Here is a 21,798-nt window from a genome sequence, read left to right on the forward strand (position 1 = left end):
CGGCAAATAAAGGTACCCTGGGAATGCTATTTTATCGTTTTCCGCAATTCTCATGGCTGATTCATCTGTACAACCAGCCAGTGATAGATTACCGCCACGATATAACGTTGTTGTTCTTCGCTTAACGAAACACCCTGCGGAATGTTATGCCACTTAGCCAGACAACCGCGACAGCAGGTCGCGGTGGCGTGCTGAGCGATAAACACCGGATGCCCGCGCATGGGGGTTTGCTTACCGTCATTAGCCGGTAATGCCGGAGCAAGACGTTTAGCGACAAAATCCGCCGCATGTTGTTCGATGACTGGCGCGCCTTTCTCCAGGCAATACTGACGCTCTTTCATGCCCAGACGAAAGCGAGAGCGAAATTTTGAACGGGATAAACGCGCGAAGAGTGGATCGAGAGACTGCATTAATAAACCGAACGCCCTAACTGTTTCGTCAATTGTTCAAGGACGGCGATACCCGCAAGCGAGTTACCTGCATCATCCAGTTCCGGACTCCAGACTGCGATGGCCATTTCATGCGGAACAATCGCCACAATACCGCCACCAACGCCAGATTTCGCCGGTAGTCCCACCCGCCAGGCAAACTCCCCCGCGTTCTGGTACATACCACTGGTCGCCATCAGCGCGTTAATTTGCCGCGCCTGCATTGGCGTCACCACAGGTTCATCAATATGAATAGCTTTCCCCTGATTAGCCAGAAAGACAAACGTCCGGGCCAGCTCTACACAGCTCATTTTCAGAGCGCAGTAATGAAAGTAGTTTTGCAGAACGGTTGTCACGTCATGATGGAAATTGCCAAACGACTTCATCAGCCAGGCGATAGCCGCATTTCGCGCGGAATGTTCAAATTCGGAACGCGCTACCACCGTATCGTATGAAATATCAGACACACCGCTTAAGCCGCGCACGACTTCCAGCATACGTTGCCGTGGTGCGCTTAGTCGCCCTTGCAACATATCGCAGACCACCAGCGCACCGGCATTAATGAACGGATTACGCGGAATACCCTGTTCCATTTCCAGTTGCACTAAAGAATTGAACGGTGATCCAGACGGATCTTTGCCGACGCGTTGCCAGATTTCCTCTTCGGAGTAATGACGCATGGCGACAACGAGACTCAGCACTTTGGAAATAGACTGAATGGAAAAACGTTCTTGCGCGTCTCCGGCCTGAAAAAGCTGTCCGTCAACGGTACAGATAGCAATCCCCAATCGGGAACCGTCTACTGTAGCCAGCGCCGGAATATAATCCGCGACTTTACCCTGACCAATGAGCGGCCGCACTTGCCGCAAGATGTTTTCTAAAATTGCATTATCCATGGCGACTGCCACTTTCTACTCCTGGACCGCAGGTCTGAAAAGACCTGCGAGTATATCAGAGCTGAATATGTCGCGTCAGATCCGGTCTTTCCACACCGTCTGGATATTACAGAATTCGTGTAAGCCGAAATGGGAAAGCTCACGACCAAAGCCACTCTTTTTCACGCCACCAAAGGCCACTCGCGCGTCGCTGGCACAATAACCATTGATAAACACCCCACCGCATTCCAGACGTGCCGCCATCTGTCTGGCCTGTGTTTCGTCGGTGGTAAAAATGGTCGCTGAAAGGCCGAACTCACTATCATTAGCCAGTTCCAGCGCATGTTCTGCATCTTTCGCAACGGTGATTGCCGCAACAGGGCCAAACATTTCTTCCCGAAACGCGGTCATTTCTGGGGTAACATTCGCCAGAACCGTTGGCGGATAGTAGTTACCTGCCCCAGCCATCTTTTCCCCGCCCAGTAACAAACGCGCACCCTGCGCCAGGGTTTTCTCCACCTGATGATGCAGCTCATCACGTAAATCAAAACGAGCCATTGGTCCGAGAGCGTTCTCTTCATCACGGGGATCGCCCATTTTCAAGGCTGCCGCAGCTGCCACAAAACGTTCGGTAAATGCAGAAGCAATTCCCTCTTCGATAATAAAGCGTTTTGCCGCTGCACAAACCTGTCCGGTATTCTGATAACGTCCGGCTACCGCCGCTTTAACCGCCAGTTCCAGATCGGCATCGTTAAGCACAATAAATGGATCCGAACCGCCCAGTTCCAGTACGCATTTTTTCAGTGCCGCTCCAGCCTGTGCGCCAATAGCCGCTCCCGCACGAACACTTCCGGTCACCGTGACAGCAGCAATGCGCGAATCTTTAATCATTTGACTGACACCGTCGTTGTCGGCATTCAGCCAGCCATATACGCCTTGCGGGATTCCCGCATCTTTAAACACCTGGGCAATGAGCTGAGCACAGCCCATCACATTCGGCGCATGTTTAAGTAAGTAGCCGTTACCTGCAAGAATGATGGGAACCGCGCCACGCATCACCTGCCATAACGGAAAATTCCACGGCATAATCGCCAGAATCGTCCCCAACGGTCGATACTCAATAACTGCCTGCTGATTTTCCACCAGCGTAGGTTCCGCCTTCAGCATTGCCGGACCATGTTCTGCATACCAGTCACACAAATTCGCCGATTTCGCCACTTCAGCGCGCGCCTGATTGATTGGTTTGCCCATTTCACGGGTGATCATTTGCGCCATTTCTTCGCTACGGGCGCGCAGAGCCTTACCGATACCACGCAGTTTTTCAGCACGATAATCTATATTTGTCTCGCGCCAGTCGCGAAAGCCTGCTGCCGCCAGCTGAAGTGCGTTTTCGATATCGTTAGCGCCAGCCCACGGCAGCACAGAAAGTTGTTCACCCGTGGCAGGATTTATTGAAATTGCATGAGTTGCCGGAGTAATGGTCATCGGGGTATCTCCTTTATGAGTCATGGTATGAAGATACGCAGATTTACTCTTGCTTTAAAATGAATAATATTAAGCCACTTATTCACGAATCGAGAATATTATGGATCTGACACAACTGGAGATGTTCAACGCGGTTGCCGAAGCTGGCAGCATAACCCAGGCAGCAGCAATAGTGCATCGCGTGCCGTCGAATCTCACTACCCGTCTACGCCAGCTGGAAACAGAACTGGGGGTAGATCTGTTTATTCGCGAGAATCAGCGTTTACGTCTCTCTCCTGCCGGGCATAACTTTTTACGCTATAGCCAACAAATTCTCGCGTTAGTGGATGAAGCGCGGAGCGTTGTCGCTGGCGATGAGCCGCAAGGTTTATTTTCTCTTGGTTCGCTGGAAAGCACCGCAGCAGTGCGCATTCCGGCCACGCTGGCGGAATTCAACCATCGTTATCCCAAAATTCAGTTTTCACTTTCCACCGGCCCTTCCGGCACTATGCTGGAAGGAGTGCTGGAGGGAAAACTGAATGCGGCATTTATTGATGGGCCCATTAACCATACTGCCATTGACGGGATACCGGTATACCGCGAGGAGCTGATGATCGTCACGCCACAAGGTCATGCGCCAGTAATCCGCGCCAGTCAGGTTAACGGCAGTAACATTTATGCCTTCCGCGCCAATTGTTCGTATCGTCGCCACTTCGAGAGCTGGTTTCATGCTGACGGTGCCGCTCCGGGAACTATTCACGAGATGGAGTCGTATCACGGGATGTTGGCCTGTGTGGTCGCAGGAGCAGGCATTGCGCTTATTCCACGCTCTATGCTGGAAAGTATGCCGGGGCATCACCAGGTTGAAGCGTGGCCGTTAGCTGAGCAATGGCGTTGGTTAACAACCTGGCTGGTCTGGCGTCGTGGTGCGAAAACGCGTCCGCTTGAGGCATTTATTCAACTACTGGATGTGCCTGACTCGGCAAAACAGGGTTACCAATGAGCTATTTTTGATAGTTCTTGCAGCTCAAATGCCCTATATAGTGATGTTCCGATGACTTATGACTATATGGGGCAAATATGGTTACGCCAGTAAGCATCAGCAATTATATATCTCTTCCTGATGATTTTCCCGCTCGTAATATTGCACCTCAGGTAAAAGAAGTTTTAAAGGATTTTATTGATGCACTCAGTACCATAATATGTGATGAAGAGTGGCGCACGTCTTTAAACATCAACTCAGCCACAAAAAAGATATTTAATAACCTTGATAACTTATCATATATTCAGAGGACTTCTTTCCGGGGTAACGACACGCTATACAATGAAAAGGTTCAGTTTAAACTCACTTATCCCGTCAAGAATGGAAGACACAAAGAAAATATTGAATTTCAGGTAGTAATAAATTTAAGCCCTATTTATTTAGATAATTTTCGCCATGATGGAGAAATTAATATTTTTTGCGCTCCCAACCCAAAGCCTGTCACTATGGGGCGCGTATTTCAGACCGGCGTCGAGCGTGTGCCCTTTCTGTTTCTGAATGATTTTATTGAACAATTTCCGATGATCAACCCTGGCGCTCCCATCAAAAGAGCGCATACACCACATATTGAACCCCTGCCTCCGGATCACCATACCGCTGCAGATTACTTACGCCAGTTTGATTTGCTTGTCCTGAATTTTATCTCTCGCGGTAATTTTGTCATACTCCCCCGATTATGGAATAACTCTGAGGTTCACAGATGGTTCGTCAATAAAGATCCTAACTTGAACACCGCCATTCTCGACATAACGGACAGCGAATTAAAAGAGGATTTATTGCAAAGCCTGATGGATTCATTAGGTTCTAACAAACATGTACTACCCGAAGTCTGCATCTGCTTTTTATCCCTTTTAGCAGAACAAGAATCTCCTCATTTTCAGGACTTTTTTTTATTTTTCGCCAATATGTTATTGCACTATCACCAATTTATGAATCCCAATGAAAGTGATCTGAATGACGTGTTGATGCCAGCATCATTAAGTGATGATAAAATTATCAAACATATGGCGCGCAGGACCCTCAAACTGTTTGTAAAAATGAAACGCCGCCAAAAGTTACTCACGAAGACCTGGTGAAAAACAGGCCTCGCTCCCCTGTCAGACCACCTATACCCGCAATCGCCAAAACGCCAGACCTCCCTGAACGTCATTAAACCGTGATGTTACCGACTCTCTGACGCGGAACAGAATCAGCGTCAGAGAAACGGAAAACGCGATCCAGATCACAAATGCATTGTATTCACATCATTAACCGTTTTAAGATCATTTCATCACTTTTTCGCAACTCACCCGATAATCTGTTATGACAACAAACACTGTTTCCCGCAAAGTGGCGTGGCTACGGGTCGTTACGCTGGCAGTCGCCGCCTTCATCTTCAACACCACCGAATTTGTCCCTGTTGGCCTGCTCTCTGACATTGCGCAAAGTTTTCACATGCAAACCGCTCAGGTCGGCATTATGTTGACCATTTATGCATGGGTAGTGGCGCTAATGTCATTGCCTTTTATGTTAATGACCAGCCAGGTTGAACGGCGCAAATTACTGATCTGCCTGTTTGTGGTGTTTATTGCCAGCCATGTACTGTCGTTTTTATCGTGGAGCTTTACCGTTCTGGTGATCAGTCGCATTGGTGTGGCTTTTGCGCATGCGATTTTCTGGTCGATTACGGCGTCTCTGGCGATCCGTATGGCTCCGGCCGGGAAGCGAGCACAGGCATTGAGTTTAATTGCCACCGGTACAGCACTGGCGATGGTCTTAGGTTTACCTCTCGGGCGTATTGTGGGCCAGTATTTCGGTTGGCGAATGACCTTCTTCGCGATTGGTATTGCGGCGCTTATCACCCTTTTGTGCCTGATTAAGTTACTTCCCTTACTGCCCAGTGAGCATTCCGGTTCATTGAAAAGCCTCCCGCTATTGTTCCGCCGCCCGGCATTGATGAGCATTTATTTGTTAACTGTGGTGGTTGTCACCGCCCATTACACGGCATACAGCTATATCGAGCCTTTTGTGCAAAACATTGCGGGATTCAGCGCCAACTTTGCCACGGCATTACTGTTATTACTCGGTGGTGCGGGCATTATTGGCAGCGTAATTTTCGGTAAACTGGGTAATCAGTATGCGTCTGCGTTGGTAAGTACGGCGATTGCGCTGTTGCTGGTGTGCCTGGCACTGCTGCTACCTGCGGCGAACAGTGAAATACACCTCGGGGTGCTGAGTATTTTCTGGGGGATCGCGATGATGATCATCGGGCTTGGTATGCAGGTTAAAGTGCTGGCGCTGGCACCAGATGCCACCGACGTCGCGATGGCGCTATTCTCCGGGATATTTAATATTGGAATCGGGGCGGGTGCGTTGGTAGGTAATCAGGTGAGTCTGCACTGGTCAATGTCGATGATTGGTTATGTGGGCGCGGTGCCTGCTTTTGCCGCGTTAATTTGGTCAATCATTATATTTCGCCGCTGGCCAGTGACACTCGAAGAACAGACGCAATAGTTGAAAGGCCCATTCGGGCCTTTTTTAATGATACGTTTTAATGATTTCCAGGATGCCGTTAATAATAAACTGCACACCCATACATACCAGCAGGAATCCCATCAGACGGGAGATCGCTTCAATGCCACCCTTGCCCACCAGCCGCATAATTGCGCCGGAGCTGCGTAGGCTTCCCCACAAAATAACCGCAACCAGGAAAAAGATCAGCGGCGGCGCAACCATCAGTACCCAATCAGCGAAGGTTGAACTCTGACGCACTGTGGACGCCGAGCTAATAATCATCGCTATGGTTCCCGGACCGGCGGTACTTGGCATTGCCAGTGGTACAAAGGCAATATTGGCACTCGGTTCATCTTCCAGCTCTTCCGACTTGCTTTTCGCCTCCGGTGAATCAATCGCTTTCTGTTGCGGAAAAAGCATCCGAAAACCGATAAACGCGACGATTAAGCCGCCTGCAATTCGCAGACCGGGAATCGAAATGCCAAATGTATCCATCACCAGTTGCCCGGCGTAATACGCCACCATCATGATGGCAAATACGTACACCGAGGCCATCAACGACTGACGATTACGTTCGGCACTGTTCATGTTGCCTGCCAGACCAAGAAATAGCGCGACAGTTGTTAATGGGTTAGCTAACGGCAGCAACACCACCAGCCCCAGGCCAATTGCTTTAAACAAATCTAACATTGGTGGTTGTTATCCTGTGTATCTGGGTTATCAGCGAAAAGTATAAGGGGTAAACAAGGATAAAGTGTCACTCTTTAGCTAGCCTTACATCGCATTGAACAAAACTTGAACCGATTTAGCAAAACGTGGCATCGGTCAATTCATTCATTTGACTTATACTTGCCTGGGCAATATTATCCCCTGCAACTAATTACTTGCCAGGGCAACTAATGTGAAAAGTACCAGCGATCTGTTCAATGAAATTATTCCATTGGGTCGCTTAATCCATATGGTTAATCAGAAGAAAGATCGTCTGCTTAACGAGTATCTGTCTCCGCTGGATATTACCGCGGCACAGTTTAAGGTGCTCTGCTCTATCCGCTGCGCGGCGTGTATTACTCCGGTTGAACTGAAAAAAGTGTTGTCGGTCGACCTGGGAGCACTCACCCGTATGCTGGATCGCCTGGTCTGTAAAGGCTGGGTTGAAAGGTTGCCGAACCCGAATGATAAGCGCGGCGTACTGGTAAAACTTACCACCAGCGGCGCGGCAATATGTGAACAATGCCATCAATTAGTTGGCCAGGACCTGCACCAAGAATTAACAAAAAACCTGACGGCGGACGAAGTGGCAACACTTGAGCATTTGCTTAAGAAAGTCCTGCCGTAAACAAAAAAGAGGTATGACGATGTCCAGACGCAATACTGACGCTATTACCATTCATAGCATTTTGGACTGGATCGAGGACAACCTGGAATCGCCACTGTCACTGGAGAAAGTGTCAGAGCGTTCAGGTTACTCTAAATGGCACCTGCAACGGATGTTTAAAAAAGAAACCGGTCATTCATTAGGCCAATACATCCGCAGCCGTAAGATGACGGAAATCGCGCAAAAGCTGAAGGAAAGTAACGAGCCGATACTCTATCTGGCAGAACGATATGGCTTCGAGTCGCAACAAACTCTGACCCGAACCTTCAAAAATTACTTTGATGTTCCGCCGCATAAATACCGGATGACCAATATGCAGGGCGAATCGCGCTTTTTACATCCATTAAATCATTACAACAGCTAGTTGATAACGTGACAACGTCACTGAGGCTATCATGAAACCACTTTCATCCGCAATAGCAGCTGCGCTTATTCTCTTTTCCGCGCAGGGCGTTGCGGAACAAACCACGCAGCCAGTTGTTACTTCTTGTGCCAATGTCGTGGTTGTTCCCCCATCGCAGGAACAACCACCGTTTGATTTAAATCACATGGGTACTGGCAGTGATAAGTCGGATGCGCTCGGCGTGCCCTATTATAATCAACACGCTATGTAGTTATTGTCAGGCTCTGATCACAGAGCCTGACATCTCCGTAATATCTTCCTCAAGTCTCAAATATTTTCGCCATTGTTGGCGATGAGATCCCGATACCAGTAAAACGACGCTTTACGTATCCGTTCCAGCGTTCCCTTCCCTTCGTTGTCTTTATCGACATAAATCATTCCGTAGCGCTTTTTCATTTCCCCTGTTCCGGCAGAAACCAGGTCAATGCAGCCCCACGGGGTGTAGCCAATTAAGTCAACACCATCTTCAACTACGGCTTTTTTCATTTCCCGAATATGGGAAGCAAAGTAATCAATGCGATAGTGATCGTTCACCGTGCCGTCAGCTTGTCTCTGGTCAACCGCACCAAATCCATTTTCGACAATAAACAGCGGCAACTGGAAATGATCCCAGAACCAGTTGAGTGAATAACGTAGCCCTGCCGGATCAATTTGCCATCCCCATTCGGATGTATCGATATAAGGGTTGCTGACCAAATCTCGTGGTTCAACATAATCCAGTTGCGGGTTATCGGGCGAAAATTGTGTCGTAAAAGACATGTAGTAGCTAAAGCCGATAAAGTCGACACAACCACTGGCAAGAATCGCGTTATCTTCTGGTGTGATATCGAGGTTGAATCCTTTCCTGGCAAAGTAATTCAGCATATGTTGCGCATAATATCCACGAGCATGAACATCAGTAAACCAGTAACGACGATGCATTGCTTTCGTGGCCATCATCATATCGTTGGGTGCACACGTCAGAGGATAGATGGGACACATGGCGATCATACAGCCAATGTTAAATTCAGGATTGATCGATTTTCCAGTCTGTACCGCCAGGGCACTGGCAACTAACTCGTAATGTACCGCCTGGTACATTATTTGTTCGCGCTCATTGATATCTTCCTCTGGCGAATACAAGATACCGGAATTAGTAAATGGACACAGGCTTTCGCTGAAATTCACCTGATTATTGATTTCGTTAAACGTCATCCAGTACTTTACTTTTTCTTTATAGCGCGTGAAGACCGTTGATGCGAAGCGGATAAAAAAGTCGATCAGTTTACGGTTTCGCCAGCCACCATATTTTGTCACCAGATGATAAGGCATCTCAAAATGTGAAAGCGTCACCACAGGTTCCATTCCCTGCTTAAGGCATTCATCGAACAGATCATCATAAAATTGTAAACCCTCTTCATTCGGCTCCTGTTCGTCACCTTGCGGAAAGATTCGTGTCCAGGCAATGGAAGTTCGAAAGCATTTGAATCCCATCTCGGCAAATAACTGAATATCTGTTTTATAGCGATGATAAAAATCAATTGCTTCATGATTGGGATAATTAAGCCCGTCGATAACGCCTTCTGTCACTTCACGCGGCACCCCGTGAGCGCCAGCAGTCATCACATCAGCGATGCTGATGCCTTTTCCTCCTTCATTCCAGCCACCTTCCAACTGATGCGCGGCTACCGCACCGCCCCATAAAAAACCTTTTTTAAATCCTGACATACACAACTCCTTAACTAAAATAGATTACCACCAGACTTCCGCCTGGATGCCGGCCATAAACTCGTCTTTGCTGTTCTCATTAAACTTAAAATTCGATAATTCGTTATCCAGAATATTGATATACGTTCCATAGAAGCGAATTTCTGGTCGTGAACCTAAAATGCTTTCACCCACTTTCAATGCATGCCAGAGTGTCGTTTTATAAGCCGATTCATTTAGTGTTACACCCTGCTGAGTTTTGTTCTGTTGCTTAAACCAGCCTAATTCAAGCCCCGTCTGATTCCATGTATTCCAGATCCAAGCCGGTCTTATTACAGTGCGAATACTGTCAAAATCACTATGAGCACCACTTTCATAACTATAAACATCTTCGCCGTGAGAATAGACAAGCGCGTTAGCCATAATAATATTGTCAGTAAGATACATCTCGCCCTGAGAGATTAAACGCCAGGCGATCCCATTGGTATGATCACCATAGTAATAGCGATCATGCGCCATCGTATTACTGGCATCTGAGAAACTGGCAAAACTGCTGGCATAGGAATTATTGGCAACCTGTAACGTAAATTCATTAAACGTATCGCGTTGCAGGTTTTGCCGTAAAACAGAAGTCAGCATCCAGCTATCTTTCATTTCAAAATAACTGTTGTCATTTTCGTTATCTTGTTGTTGATCCGTTTTATTAGGTGCGGAATATTTAGCCATTAATGATAATGTCGCATCATCCCATAACGGGATATTGCGATAACGAACATCCACAGAATTGGTATTCATCTGGCTGGTACGCGAAAAATCACGAGAGTAAACATCGACATCATCACGGCTTAAGGACATATCAAACAGCCCTACACCAAGTGCCCAGTTTTCAATCCCCACACCCGCGGCGACATCCGTGGTTAAGGTTTTCCAGTCCAGCATCTGGATCTCATATTGCGGGAGTTTATGTTTGCCGACCCAGAAGTCTGCCTCTGGTGCGAAGGGTAAAAAACCTCGCGTTGTCAGGTAAATATCGCTGAACTGCATGATATTTTCATTGGCACTGTCACCAAACCAGGCATCGTTATACTGCTCACCCACGTTGCCATCATAGGTAACGACCGCATTTGCCGTTTTACCGTCCTGATTATAAACACGCTGATTTAAGGTCAGGTCAAACCAACCGCTCATCTCATTACCAAAACGTCCCAGAGAACCCGCTGCATAAGTTTGTGGTGAGCCGTGATTACCAGTACCCCAGCCTGAGCGGAAGTACCCCTGATAGCTGAACCCAATATCATCCTTTATATATTTACTGATATCTTTCAGGGTCACGCTTTCGATAGTGGTTTTGTCGCCTTTACTTTCAATAACGGCAACTTGCTGCGATCCATTTATAGTATGCGCTGCGGCAGACGAGTTCTGTTCACCGTTTTCATTTTTGATGTTATCAGCGACGGGAGATGTCGCTGATATTTCAGCAAGCGAGGCTGATTTATATTTGTTTTCCGTGATGCTTTTTTGTAAGGTCGAAAGTCGGGATTTATATACTCCCAGTTCATTCTGTGTTGCTTTCAGCTCTTGTTTATTTTGCGACAATTCATTTTCAAGCAATTCAAGGCGCTGCTCTATGGTTAATTTTGTTGCCATCGCGTTCAATGGAAACAATGCTGTAATAATAGAAAAAGACAAAAGGCTGACGTTAAGCGTCTTTATATTCATGACTTATCCTTAAGAGTATAATAATTTCCTCCAGCTATCGCACTGGAGGAAAAAATCAGGCATGGAGTTCTTTTCTTAATGAAATAATTTCCCTGGCTAAATCCTGGCATAATATTGCATTCATCAAATGATCCTGTGCATGAATCAGAATTAAATTAACTTTTATTTTGCCACAGCCTTCATCCTGACTAATTAATGCGGTCTGAATCTTATGTGCCTGAAGACAGGCAGATTCAGAACTGGCCATTAGCTGAGTTGCGCCCTGCCAGTCTTTTTGCCCGGCACAACGTATGGCTTCCATCGCGTCAGAACGTGCCTGCCCCGCGTTGACCAGTAACTCCATAACAAGTTCTTCATCTGCAAACATCACAATCTCCTTCCTGGGTAAATGGAATTATCCGTTAGTTGTCATGTTATTGACTTTGTTGGCGGCAATAACAAAAGGTAAATAGATCATTGTCGCCACACCTAAACATAAAAAACCAACCAGTAAAGCCAGCCAGTTCCCCCCGGTTCCGAGGAAAGCAATTAAAGGTCCGGGCGTAGTCCAGGGCACGGCATAAGCAACCGGTGGAATAATTTCCATCGAAACAAAGAAGTAACCAATGGCACAGTTAACAATGGGAACCATAATAAACGGCACCATCATGATGGGGTTAAGTACAATAGGAAGGCCAAACATTATCGGTTCATTGATATTGAAAATACCGGGGATAAATGACATTTTTGCCAGATCACGGTATTCCGCACGCTTAGAAGCGATAAAAATAGCCAACAATAACCCCAACGTCATACCTGAACCGCCGCAGTTGGCGAATGCATCATTAATAGAAGTCCAGGTAATCGGATATGGCGCGCCCCAGGTAGTGCCATGTTGAGCGGCCCAGGAGAGATTCTCCAGATTAGCCTCAGAAAAAACGGTTTCTCGAATTGCCGATGTGGTATTAGGTCCGTGGATCCCCAGCACCCACAGGAAATTACCCACAGCCCCCAGGATAATTACCGCAAAGATATTCGTTCCCATATGTTTGAGCGGCGTCTGGATTAATGTGTAAATAAGATCGTTTAGTCCTGCCGGGGATATCAGTGTCAGGCAATAATTAAGTGCGGAAAAGAACACCATGACAAAAAATATTGGCAATAAAACTTTAAATGAACGCGCTACCGCAGGCGGTACAGCTGCCGGCATCGTTATGGTGATTTTTGGGTTTCGAGCTAAGCGACAAAATATTTCACTGGTGATCAATGCAACGATAACAGCAACAAACAACCCCTGCGCGCCGAGATATTTGGTCGTCAGGAATGCTTGCCCATCTATCATCTGATATGGCGTATAAACAATAAAAAATGCTCCTATTGCCGTTAATCCGCATAAAAGATCATCTTGCTCATAGCTAATCGCCATATTCCTGGCGACCAGGAAAGCAATCATAATTGACATGATATTTACAGAACCATTCATTACCGGAGTAAAAATAGCTTGTGCTTTTTCAAGGTTGGGGAAAATGCTATTCAGATGCAGTAATCCGGCAATAAAACCGTCTGGCGATAATATGGCAAAGTTAATTAATATAATTAATGAACTTGCCATGATAATTGGAAACGTAAAAACGAATCCATCTCTCACCGCTGCAACATGTTTTTGTGAGTTTAACTTGATAGCAACTGGAACAAGAAAACGTTCCATTCCACGTTCGAATGAGGCCATTAATCCCATTTTTTTATACCTGTTGTTTTGGATATTTATACATCCCAATAAAGCATGTATGCCATATCCATTTTATGATGTGTGAAAAGTTAGTTCAGGTAATAGTTTAATAATATTAGATTCTTACTCTTGCAGTAGTTTCATCGCAAATTCAAGAACTGCCTGTCCGTTCATGGTGCCGTAGTCTTTCATCTCGATAACGGCTACAGGCATTTTCCCCTGTGCAACGGCTTCAATCTCTGGTTTCTGAAAGCGAACTTGCGGGCCAAGTAAAACAACGTCAACTTCGTTATTTTTAATTTTCCCTTTAGCCTCTGCAATCGCCAATGCGGAAATATTAACTTCAAGTGAAATAGCGTTAGCATGATCAATCATACGTTTAACCAGCATACTGGTTGACATGCCCGCAGCGCAAACTAACAATATTTTTTTCATATTTTCCCTTACTGGTATATAACAGATTACATTGTTTAAATATCATATCCCGCAGTAGCTATACGTCCTGGTACATTGATCACAGTAATACAGTGATAAAGTTGTTCAACATCAGGGTGATTATTAAACGACTCGGCCATACGATAAACCAATCAGGACTCAACTCCTTGTTTTCAATGGCTCTTAAAAGGTGCAAAAGTGATTTTTCAAAAGATTGCCCGCTTACTTAAATCCGAAATCAATGGCAATTCATGGCATGTTGGTGATTTGTTGCCGTCAGAAGCGGAACTCGCTGTTCGTTATAATGTTTCGCGTAATACCCTGCGTAAGGCATTATCCTTGCTGGAAGGCGAAGGAATTATTCACAGAAAGCATGGTTCAGGAACATACATTCAAAAAAAGAATTTTGTTGCACACATTGATCACATGAACAGTTTCAGTGAAATTGCGCATAAAAGCGGCAAAGAGGCAGGGAGTCAGATTATGAAATTTGAAGTGCAGGATGCTTCACCCACTATTGCGACTGAGCTGAATTTAGTGACTGGTGAGCAGGTTTATTACATAAAGAGACTGCGATTCATTGAGGATAATGCAGCACAATTAGAAGAAACGTGGATGTCAGTAGCACGTTTTCCTGATTTAACCGTGTCACATATGCAAAAATCCAAATTTTCATATATTGAGAATGAATGCGGGATCAAAATCATTGGCACCTTTGAAACTTTCTCCCCTACTTTTCCTACCCCAGAAATCGCCAGTATTTTACGGATCAGCCCACGGGATCCCATACTTAAAATTCAGACCCAGGCTGTGGACAGTAACTCTATTCCGCTGGATTATTCGTTACTTTACAGCAATATTTTCGAGTTCCAGGTAAAGTACTTTTTCCCGCGATAAAAGCAGACGCACAGAGTGCTGACATCACATTCTGTGCGTATGGTTTAGCCTCTAACCTTTACCGCTTTACGCCACCGCAAGCCAAATACATTGATATACAGCCCGGTCATAATGAGCACCGCACCTAAAAATTGCAGACCCGTTAAGCGTTCATCCAACAATAGTGCCGCACTTGCCAGTCCGACTACGGGCACCAGTAACGATAACGGTGCAACCCGCCAGGTTTCATAGCGTCCCAGTAACGTCCCCCAGATCCCATAACCAACAATTGTCGCCACAAACGCCAGATACATCAGCGACAAGATGGTGGTCATATCAATAGTAACCAGACTGTGAATCATGGATGCGGAACCATCGAGAATCAGCGAGGCAACAAAGAAGGGAATGATTGGGATTAAAGCGCTCCAGATTACCAGCGACATCACCGCCGGACGCGTTGAGTGCGACATGATCTTTTTATTGAAGATGTTGCCACACGCCCAACTAAATGCTGCAGCCAGGGTCAACATAAAGCCGAGCATCGCCACATGCTGACCGTTCAGACTATCTTCGATTAACACCAGTACGCCAAAAATCGCTAAGGCGATCCCCGCCAATTGTTTGCCATGCAATCGCTCCCCGAAAGTAAACGCGCCAAGCACGATAGTAAAAAACGCCTGTGCCTGTAACACCAGCGAAGCCAGTCCAGCAGGCATACCGAAGTTAATGGCACAAAAAAGAAAAGCAAACTGCGCAAAACTGATGGTTAATCCATACCCCAGCAGCAAATTCAGTGGTACTTTCGGTCGTGCGACAAAAAAGATAGCCGGAAAAGCGACCAGCATAAAGCGCAAACCGGCCAGCATCAGCGGTGGCATGTTATGAAGCCCCACTTTGATGACCACAAAATTTAGCCCCCATACGACCACTACCAGTAGCGCCAACACCCCATCTTTTCGCGACATTCTACCGCCTCTGAATTTCATCTTTTGTAAGCAATCAACTTAGCTGAATTTACTTTTCTTTAACAGTTGATTCGTTAGTCGCCGGTTACGACGGCATTAATGCGCAAATAAGTCGCTATACTTCGGATTTTTGCCATGCTATTTCTTTACATCTCTAAAACAAAACATAACGAAACGCACTGCCGGACAGACAAATGAACTTATCCCTACGACGCTCTACCAGCGCCCTTCTTGCCTCGTCGTTGTTATTAACCATCGGACGCGGCGCTACGCTGCCATTTATGACCATTTACTTGAGTCGCCAGTACAGCCTGAGTGTCGATCTAATCGGTTATGCGATGACAATTGCGCTCACTATTGGCGTCGTTTTTAGCCTCGGTTTTGGTATCCTGGCGGATAAGTTCGACAAGAAACGCTATATGTTACTGGCAATTACCGCCTTCGCCAGCGGTTTTATTGCCATTCCTTTAGTGAATAACGTAACGCTGGTGGTGCTCTTTTTTGCCCTCATTAACTGCGCCTATTCTGTTTTTGCTACCGTGCTGAAAGCCTGGTTTGCCGACAATCTTTCGTCCACCAGCAAAACGAAAATCTTCTCAATCAACTACACCATGCTAAACATTGGCTGGACCATCGGTCCGCCGCTCGGCACGCTGTTGGTGATGCAGAGCATCAATCTGCCCTTCTGGCTGGCAGCTATCTGTTCCGCGTTTCCCATGCTTTTCATTCAAATTTGGGTAAAGCGCAGCGAGAAAATCATCGCCACGGAAACAGGCAGTGTCTGGTCGCCGAAAGTTTTATTACAAGATAAAGCACTGTTGTGGTTTACCTGCTCTGGTTTTCTGGCTTCTTTTGTAAGCGGCGCATTTGCTTCATGCATTTCACAATATGTGATGGTGATTGCTGATGGGGATTTTGCCGAAAAGGTGGTCGCGGTTGTTCTTCCGGTGAATGCTGCCATGGTGGTTACGTTGCAATATTCCGTGGGCCGCCGACTTAACCCGGCTAACATCCGCGCGCTGATGACAGCAGGCACCCTATGTTTCGTCATCGGTCTGGTCGGTTTTATTTTTTCCGGCAACAGCCTGCTATTGTGGGGTATGTCAGCTGCGGTATTTACTGTCGGTGAAATCATTTATGCGCCGGGCGAGTATATGTTGATTGACCATATTGCGCCGCCAGGAATGAAAGCCAGCTATTTTTCCGCCCAGTCTTTAGGCTGGCTTGGTGCCGCGATTAACCCATTAGTGAGTGGCGTAGTGCTAACCAGCCTGCCGCCTTCCTCGCTGTTTGTCATCTTAGCGTTGGTGATCATTGCTGCGTGGGTGCTGATGTTAAAAGGGATTCGTGCAAGACCGTGGGGGCAGCCCGCGCTTTGTTGATTTAAGTCGAACACAATAAAAATTTAATTCAGCCTTCGTTTAGGTTACCTCTGCTAATATCTTTCTCATTGAGATGAAAATTAAGGTAAGCGAGGAAACACACCACACCATAAACGGAGGCAAATAATGCTGGGTAATATGAATGTTTTTATGGCCGTACTGGGAATAATTTTATTTTCTGGTTTTCTGGCCGCGTATTTCAGCCACAAATGGGATGACTAATGAACGGAGATAATCCCTCACCTAACCGGCCCCTTGTTACAGTTGTGTACAAGGGGCCTGATTTTTATGACGGCGAAAAAAAACCGCCAGTAAACCGGCGGTGAATGCTTGCATGGATAGATTTGTGTTTTGCTTTTACGCTAACAGGCATTTTCCTGCACTGATAACGGATCGTTGACACAGTAGCATCAGTTTTCTCAATGAATGTTAAACGGAGCTTAAACTCGGTTAATCACATTTTGTTCGTCAATAAACATGCAGCGATTTCTTCCGGTTTGCTTACCCTCATACATTGCCCGGTCTGCTCTTCCAATGACCACATCCAGAGGCTCTTCAGGAAATGCGCGACTCACACCTGCTGTCACGGTAATGTTGATATGCCCTTCAGAATGTGTGATGGCATGGTTATCGACTAACTGGCAAATTCTGACACCTGCACGACATGCTTCTTCATCATTAGCCGCTTTGACAATAATGATAAATTCTTCGCCCCCGTAGCGATAAACCGTTTCGTAATCACGCGTCCAACTGGCTAAGTAAGTTGCCAGGGTGCGTAATACTACATCGCCGATTAAATGCCCGTAGGTATCATTAACCAATTTAAATCGGTCAATATCCAACAACATTAAATAAAGATTCAGAGGCTCAGTGTTGCGTAACTGATGATCAAAGGATTCATCAAGAACCCGACGCCCCGGCAATCCCGTCAAAACATCCATATTGCTACGGATCGTCAGCAAATAAATTTTGTAATCGGTTAATGCCGCAGTAAAAGAAAGCAACCCCTCCTGAAAGGCGTCGAAATGCGCGTCCTGCCAGTGATTTTCAACAATAGCCAGCATTAATTCCCGACCACAGTTATGCATATGTTGATGGGCAGAATCCATTAGCCGAACGTAAGGTAATTCATCGTTATCGAGTGGCCCCAGATGATCAATCCACCGACCAAACTGGCACAGTCCATAAGAATGGTTATCCGTTATTTCTGGCTTACTGGCATCTCTCGCGACCACGCTGTGAAACATACTCACCAGCCACTGGTAGTGGGCATCGATAGCCTTATTGAGATTTAACAAGATGGCATCAATTTCCGTTGTCTTCTTGATCATTGCCACTCCTTTTTCACAGTTCCTTGTGCGCGCTATTCTAACGAGAGAAAAGCAAAATTACGTCAATATTTTCATAGAAATCCGAAGTTAGGAGTCATCTCTGAGATAACATTGTGATTTAAAACAAAATCAGCGGATAAAAAAGTGTTTAATTCTGTAAATCACCTCTGCATTATCGTAAATAAAAGGATGACAAATAGCATAACCCAATACCCTAATGGCCCAGTAGTTCAGGCCATCAGGCTAATTTATTTTTATTTCTGCAAATGAGTGACCCGAACGACGGCCGGCGCGCTTTTCTTATCCAGACTGCCGCTAATGTTGATCATCTGGTCCGGCTGAACTTCTCGTCCATCAAAGACGGCCGCAGGAATAACGACATTAATTTCACCGCTCTTATCGCGAAAAACGTAACGGTCCTCTCCTTTGTGAGAAATCAAATTACCGCGTAGTGAAACCGAAGCGCCATCGTGCATGTTTTTTGCGAAATCAACGGTCATTTTTTTTGCATCATCGGTTCCGCGATAGCCATCTTCTATTGCATGAGGCGGCGGTGGCGCTGCATCCTGTTTTAAACCGCCCTGGTCATCTGCCAACGCATAAGGCATGACAAGAAAACTTGCTAATACAATGGCCTGAAATTTCATACTAACTCCTTAATTGCGTTTGGTTTGACTTATTAAGTCTGGTTGCTATTTTTATAATTGCCAAATAAGAATACTGCCAATTGTTATAAGGCATTTAAAATCAGCCCACTAGCTGTCAAATATTCAGAGAATTTAACTCACTAAAGTTAAGAAGATTGAAGAGTCTTAAACATATTTTCAGAATAATCGGATTTATATGTTTGAAAATTATTATATTTGACGAGCATACAGAAAAAGCAAATCACCTTTACATATAATAGCGTGGACAAAAAACAGTGAACATTAATAAAGATAAAATTGTACAACTCGCAGATACCGACACTATTGAAAACCTGACATCCGCGTTGAGTCAAAGACTTATCGCGGATCAATTACGCTTAACTACCGCCGAATCATGCACCGGCGGTAAGTTGGCTAGCGCCCTGTGTGCAGCTGAAGATACACCCAAATTTTACGGTGCAGGCTTTGTTACTTTCACCGATCAGGCAAAGATGAAAATCCTCAGCGTAAGCCAGCAATCTCTTGAACGATATTCTGCGGTGAGTGAGAAAGTGGCAGCAGAAATGGCAACAGGTGCCATAGAGCGTGCGGATGCTGATGTCAGTATTGCCATTACCGGCTACGGCGGACCGGAGGGCGGTGAAGATGGTACGCCAGCGGGTACCGTCTGGTTCGCGTGGCATATTAAAGGCCAGACCTACACTGCGGTTATGCATTTTGCTGGCGACTGCGAAACGGTATTAGCTTTAGCGGTGAGGTTTGCCCTCGTCCAGCTGCTGCAATTACTGCTATAACCAGGCTGGCCTGGCGATATCTCCAGGCCAGCCATTGGTGGTGTTTATATGTTCAAGCCACGATGTTGCAGCATCGGCATAATTTGAGGAGCCTTACCGCGCCATTGTCGATACAGGCGTTCCAGATCTTCGCTGTTACCTCTGGAAAGGATCGCCTCGCGAAAACGCTGCCCATTTTCACGCGTTAATCCGCCCTGCTCAACAAACCACTGGTAACCATCATCGGCCAACATTTGCGTCCACAGATAAGCGTAATAACCTGCAGCATATCCGCCACCAAAAATATGGGCGAAATAACTGCTGCGATAGCGTGGCGGTATAGCAGGAAGATCCATATTTTCCGCCACCAGCGCCCGCAATTCAAAATCATCGACATCCTGCATTGCTTCGTTTTCTTCCAGGCAATGCCAGCGCATATCGAGAAGTGCGGCGCTAAGCAGTTCGCTCATCTCATACCCTTTGTTGAACAGGCTGGCATTACGCATTTTCTGTTGCAGTTCGTCAGGCATTGCTGCCCCGCTCTGATAATGCCGGGCGTAGCGAGCGAATACCTGCGGATGCGTTGCCCAGTGTTCGTTGATTTGCGACGGAAATTCGACAAAATCACGCGGCGTGTTGGTGCCGGAAAGCGTGGCATAACGCTGGCGGGCAAAAAGGCCGTGCAGCGTATGACCAAATTCATGGAATAAGGTTATTACATCATCCCAGAGTAACAACGCAGGCTCACCGGCAGCGGGTTTCTGATAATTGCAAACGTTATAAATTACCGGATGCGTTTCATTAAGCGTTGATTGCTCAACAAAATTGCCCATCCATGCACCGCCGCTTTTTGAATCACGGGCGAAGAAATCACCGTAAAATAACGCCAGTCCCACGCCATTATGATCAAAAATTTCCCACACACGAACGTCAGGATGGTAGACAGGAATATCAAAACGTTCGACAAACTTAATACCGAAGAGCTGATTCGCGGTCCAGAATACACCTTCATTCAACACCGTGTTTAATTCAAAATATGGCTTGAGCTGCGCCTCATCAAGATCAAATTTCTCCCGCCGTACCTGTTCGGCATAAAATGCCCAGTCCCACGGCTGCGCGCTAAACCCGCCTTGCTGCTTATCGATAACCGCCTGTATGGAGGCTAATTCATCGCTAGCACGTTGACGCGCCGCTGGAACAATTTCCCGCATAAAGTTGAGTGCTGCTTCAGGTGTTTTTGCCATCTGATCGGCGATTTTCCATGCGGCATAATGAGGAAAACCAAGCAGTTTCGCCTGCTGTGCGCGAATCTCTACCAGACGTTGAATGATAGCGCGGGTATCATTGCCATCATTTTTTTCCGCTCGCGTCCAGCCCGCAATAAACAGTTTTTCACGCGTCGCACGATCGCGCATTTCGGCAAGCGCCGGTTGTTGGGTGGTATTCAGCAGCGGAATCAGCCATTTGTTATCCAGACCTTTCTCGCGAGCCGCCTCTGCCGCCAGCGCAATCTCTTGCTCACTCATTCCTGCCAGCTGCGCGATATCGTTCACAACCAGACCGCCGGATTTATTTGCTGCAAGTAACCGCTGGTTAAACTGGCTGGTCAGGGTCGCAGCTTCTGTATTCAGTACTTTTAATTTTGCTTTATCAGCTTGCGCAAGTTTGGCTCCGGCAAGGACAAAACGTTGATGAATAACCTCCACCAGGCGGATGGATTCACTATCAAGCCCCAGGGATTCACGGCGCTGCCAGACAGCATCTACCCGCGCGAATAATTCACCGTTCAGATAGATATCATTAGCCAGTTCCGCCAGTTCAGCGGAAAACTGTTCATCAAGACGCTGTAATTCATCATTGGTATGCGCCGCAGTCATCGCAAAAAAGACGCTGGTAACGCGGGTAAGTAATTCTCCGCTTTGTTCCAGTGCCAGAATAGTATTGTTGAAATCAGGCGTTTGCGGGTTAAGCGCGATGGCAGCAATTTCTGCCCGCTTTTGCTGCATTCCCTCATCGAATGCCGGGCGATAGTGATGATTGGCAATTTGATCAAAATGAGGAGCCAGATACGGCAGTGTGCTTTGCACAAGGAAAGGATTCATTGTTGTCATTTTCTTCTCCTGAACGCGAGGTGTTCCATAGCGTAGGCTTACTGATAACGTAGTGCAATCTTGCAAACCAGTATTACCCGCTCTT

Annotated in this window: 23 protein-coding genes and 1 pseudogene; 11 read left to right on the forward strand and 13 right to left on the reverse strand. The window is 46.5% G+C overall.

The features are described 5' to 3' along the window. Window positions 1-50: 50 nt before the first annotated feature. From ACJHXA_RS02260 to sad, 3 genes are all read right to left on the reverse strand, one after another. Window positions 51-410: a DUF4186 domain-containing protein gene (locus ACJHXA_RS02260; protein WP_001191027.1), complete on the reverse strand. Its 360-nt coding sequence runs from the start codon at window positions 408-410 to the stop codon at window positions 51-53. Then, window positions 410-1,336: a glutaminase B gene (gene glsB, locus ACJHXA_RS02265; protein WP_000257409.1), complete on the reverse strand. Its 927-nt coding sequence runs from the start codon at window positions 1,334-1,336 to the stop codon at window positions 410-412. The genes ACJHXA_RS02260 and glsB overlap by 1 nt, the downstream gene beginning before the upstream one ends. Before the next feature lie 63 nt (window positions 1,337-1,399). Next, complete coding sequence (gene sad / locus ACJHXA_RS02270) at window positions 1,400-2,788, reverse strand: succinate-semialdehyde dehydrogenase (protein ID WP_001296740.1); 1,389 nt, start codon at window positions 2,786-2,788, stop codon at window positions 1,400-1,402. A gap of 100 nt (window positions 2,789-2,888) precedes the next feature. On the opposite strand from sad, the gene ptrR reads away from it, so the two are divergent. The 3 genes and pseudogenes from ptrR (at window position 2,889) to ydeA (ending at window position 6,302) form a co-directional block, all read left to right on the forward strand. Further along, a complete protein-coding gene (ptrR, locus tag ACJHXA_RS02275; protein WP_000366463.1) occupies window positions 2,889-3,770 on the forward strand; it encodes a putrescine utilization regulator PtrR in 882 nt (293 codons plus the stop codon). Between the two features lie 77 nt (window positions 3,771-3,847). After that, a pseudogene (gene yneK / locus ACJHXA_RS02280) lies at window positions 3,848-4,962 on the forward strand (putative protein YneK). Window positions 4,963-5,111: 149 nt separating this feature from the next. Further along, a complete protein-coding gene (gene ydeA / locus ACJHXA_RS02285) occupies window positions 5,112-6,302 on the forward strand; it encodes an L-arabinose MFS transporter (RefSeq protein ID WP_000210784.1) in 1,191 nt (396 codons plus the stop codon). A 24-nt stretch (window positions 6,303-6,326) separates the two neighbouring features. Here ydeA and marC read toward each other — a convergent pair whose 3' ends face one another. Continuing rightward, entirely contained in the window at window positions 6,327-6,992 is a 666-nt protein-coding gene (gene marC / locus ACJHXA_RS02290) for an NAAT family transporter MarC (RefSeq protein WP_000885033.1), read from the reverse strand. 211 nt (window positions 6,993-7,203) lie between these two features. Between marC and marR the strand changes: the two genes are divergently transcribed. From marR to marB, 3 genes are read left to right on the forward strand one after another with little or no spacing between them, the layout of a single operon-like run. Continuing rightward, window positions 7,204-7,638 carry a multiple antibiotic resistance transcriptional regulator MarR gene (gene marR, locus ACJHXA_RS02295; RefSeq protein WP_000843419.1) on the forward strand — a complete coding sequence of 145 codons (435 nt, stop codon included), beginning with the start codon at window positions 7,204-7,206 and terminating at the stop codon, window positions 7,636-7,638. Between the two features lie 19 nt (window positions 7,639-7,657). Further along, the gene (gene marA, locus ACJHXA_RS02300; RefSeq protein WP_000091199.1) at window positions 7,658-8,041 is read left to right on the forward strand and encodes an MDR efflux pump AcrAB transcriptional activator MarA; all 384 of its coding nucleotides are present in this window, start codon (window positions 7,658-7,660) and stop codon (window positions 8,039-8,041) included. A 31-nt stretch (window positions 8,042-8,072) separates the two neighbouring features. Beyond that, window positions 8,073-8,291, forward strand: a complete 219-nt coding sequence (marB, locus tag ACJHXA_RS02305) for a multiple antibiotic resistance protein MarB (RefSeq protein ID WP_000803659.1) — start codon at window positions 8,073-8,075, stop codon at window positions 8,289-8,291. A gap of 56 nt (window positions 8,292-8,347) precedes the next feature. On the opposite strand, the gene ACJHXA_RS02310 is transcribed toward marB, so the two are convergent. The 5 genes from ACJHXA_RS02310 to ACJHXA_RS02330 form a co-directional block, all read right to left on the reverse strand. Continuing rightward, a complete protein-coding gene (locus tag ACJHXA_RS02310; protein ID WP_000012613.1) occupies window positions 8,348-9,787 on the reverse strand; it encodes a 6-phospho-beta-glucosidase in 1,440 nt (479 codons plus the stop codon). Window positions 9,788-9,811: 24 nt separating this feature from the next. After that, the gene (locus tag ACJHXA_RS02315; protein ID WP_001022780.1) at window positions 9,812-11,485 is read right to left on the reverse strand and encodes a carbohydrate porin; all 1,674 of its coding nucleotides are present in this window, start codon (window positions 11,483-11,485) and stop codon (window positions 9,812-9,814) included. A 55-nt stretch (window positions 11,486-11,540) separates the two neighbouring features. Beyond that, window positions 11,541-11,852 carry a PTS lactose/cellobiose transporter subunit IIA gene (locus ACJHXA_RS02320; protein ID WP_001296721.1) on the reverse strand — a complete coding sequence of 104 codons (312 nt, stop codon included), beginning with the start codon at window positions 11,850-11,852 and terminating at the stop codon, window positions 11,541-11,543. Between the two features lie 27 nt (window positions 11,853-11,879). Beyond that, window positions 11,880-13,202: a PTS sugar transporter subunit IIC gene (locus tag ACJHXA_RS02325; RefSeq protein ID WP_000523802.1), complete on the reverse strand. Its 1,323-nt coding sequence runs from the start codon at window positions 13,200-13,202 to the stop codon at window positions 11,880-11,882. Window positions 13,203-13,316: 114 nt separating this feature from the next. Next, window positions 13,317-13,628 carry a PTS sugar transporter subunit IIB gene (locus tag ACJHXA_RS02330; protein ID WP_000722571.1) on the reverse strand — a complete coding sequence of 104 codons (312 nt, stop codon included), beginning with the start codon at window positions 13,626-13,628 and terminating at the stop codon, window positions 13,317-13,319. 198 nt (window positions 13,629-13,826) lie between these two features. Here ACJHXA_RS02330 and ACJHXA_RS02335 point away from each other — a divergent pair, with 198 nt between their 5' ends. Further along, window positions 13,827-14,525 carry a GntR family transcriptional regulator gene (locus tag ACJHXA_RS02335; RefSeq protein ID WP_000577184.1) on the forward strand — a complete coding sequence of 233 codons (699 nt, stop codon included), beginning with the start codon at window positions 13,827-13,829 and terminating at the stop codon, window positions 14,523-14,525. A gap of 44 nt (window positions 14,526-14,569) precedes the next feature. Here the strand turns inward: ACJHXA_RS02335 and eamA are convergent, their stop codons facing one another. After that, window positions 14,570-15,469, reverse strand: a complete 900-nt coding sequence (eamA, locus tag ACJHXA_RS02340; protein WP_000087216.1) for an O-acetylserine/cysteine exporter — start codon at window positions 15,467-15,469, stop codon at window positions 14,570-14,572. Window positions 15,470-15,663: 194 nt separating this feature from the next. On the opposite strand from eamA, the gene ydeE reads away from it, so the two are divergent. The 3 genes from ydeE (at window position 15,664) to mgtT (ending at window position 17,177) form a co-directional block, all read left to right on the forward strand. After that, window positions 15,664-16,851, forward strand: a complete 1,188-nt coding sequence (ydeE, locus tag ACJHXA_RS02345) for an efflux MFS transporter YdeE (protein WP_001054189.1) — start codon at window positions 15,664-15,666, stop codon at window positions 16,849-16,851. Window positions 16,852-16,977: 126 nt separating this feature from the next. Further along, window positions 16,978-17,073: a protein MgtS gene (gene mgtS, locus ACJHXA_RS02350; RefSeq protein WP_000901367.1), complete on the forward strand. Its 96-nt coding sequence runs from the start codon at window positions 16,978-16,980 to the stop codon at window positions 17,071-17,073. Then, window positions 17,073-17,177: a protein MgtT gene (gene mgtT, locus ACJHXA_RS02355; RefSeq protein ID WP_211180496.1), complete on the forward strand. Its 105-nt coding sequence runs from the start codon at window positions 17,073-17,075 to the stop codon at window positions 17,175-17,177. The genes mgtS and mgtT overlap by 1 nt, the downstream gene beginning before the upstream one ends. A gap of 114 nt (window positions 17,178-17,291) precedes the next feature. On the opposite strand, the gene dgcZ is transcribed toward mgtT, so the two are convergent. Together dgcZ and ydeI are read right to left on the reverse strand one after the other, a co-directional pair. After that, entirely contained in the window at window positions 17,292-18,182 is an 891-nt protein-coding gene (dgcZ, locus tag ACJHXA_RS02360; RefSeq protein ID WP_000592826.1) for a diguanylate cyclase DgcZ, read from the reverse strand. Between the two features lie 254 nt (window positions 18,183-18,436). After that, window positions 18,437-18,829 carry a YdeI family stress tolerance OB fold protein gene (gene ydeI, locus ACJHXA_RS02365; RefSeq protein WP_000671731.1) on the reverse strand — a complete coding sequence of 131 codons (393 nt, stop codon included), beginning with the start codon at window positions 18,827-18,829 and terminating at the stop codon, window positions 18,437-18,439. Window positions 18,830-19,104: 275 nt separating this feature from the next. Here ydeI and ACJHXA_RS02370 point away from each other — a divergent pair, with 275 nt between their 5' ends. Further along, the gene (locus ACJHXA_RS02370; protein WP_001024561.1) at window positions 19,105-19,623 is read left to right on the forward strand and encodes a 2-oxo-tetronate isomerase; all 519 of its coding nucleotides are present in this window, start codon (window positions 19,105-19,107) and stop codon (window positions 19,621-19,623) included. A 44-nt stretch (window positions 19,624-19,667) separates the two neighbouring features. Here the strand turns inward: ACJHXA_RS02370 and dcp are convergent, their stop codons facing one another. Next, entirely contained in the window at window positions 19,668-21,713 is a 2,046-nt protein-coding gene (dcp, locus tag ACJHXA_RS02375) for a peptidyl-dipeptidase Dcp (protein WP_001299399.1), read from the reverse strand. Between the last annotated feature and the right edge of the window lie 85 nt (window positions 21,714-21,798).

Source organism: Escherichia sp. WS33, assembly GCF_046486385.1.
Lineage (GTDB): Bacteria > Pseudomonadota > Gammaproteobacteria > Enterobacterales > Enterobacteriaceae > ECMA0423.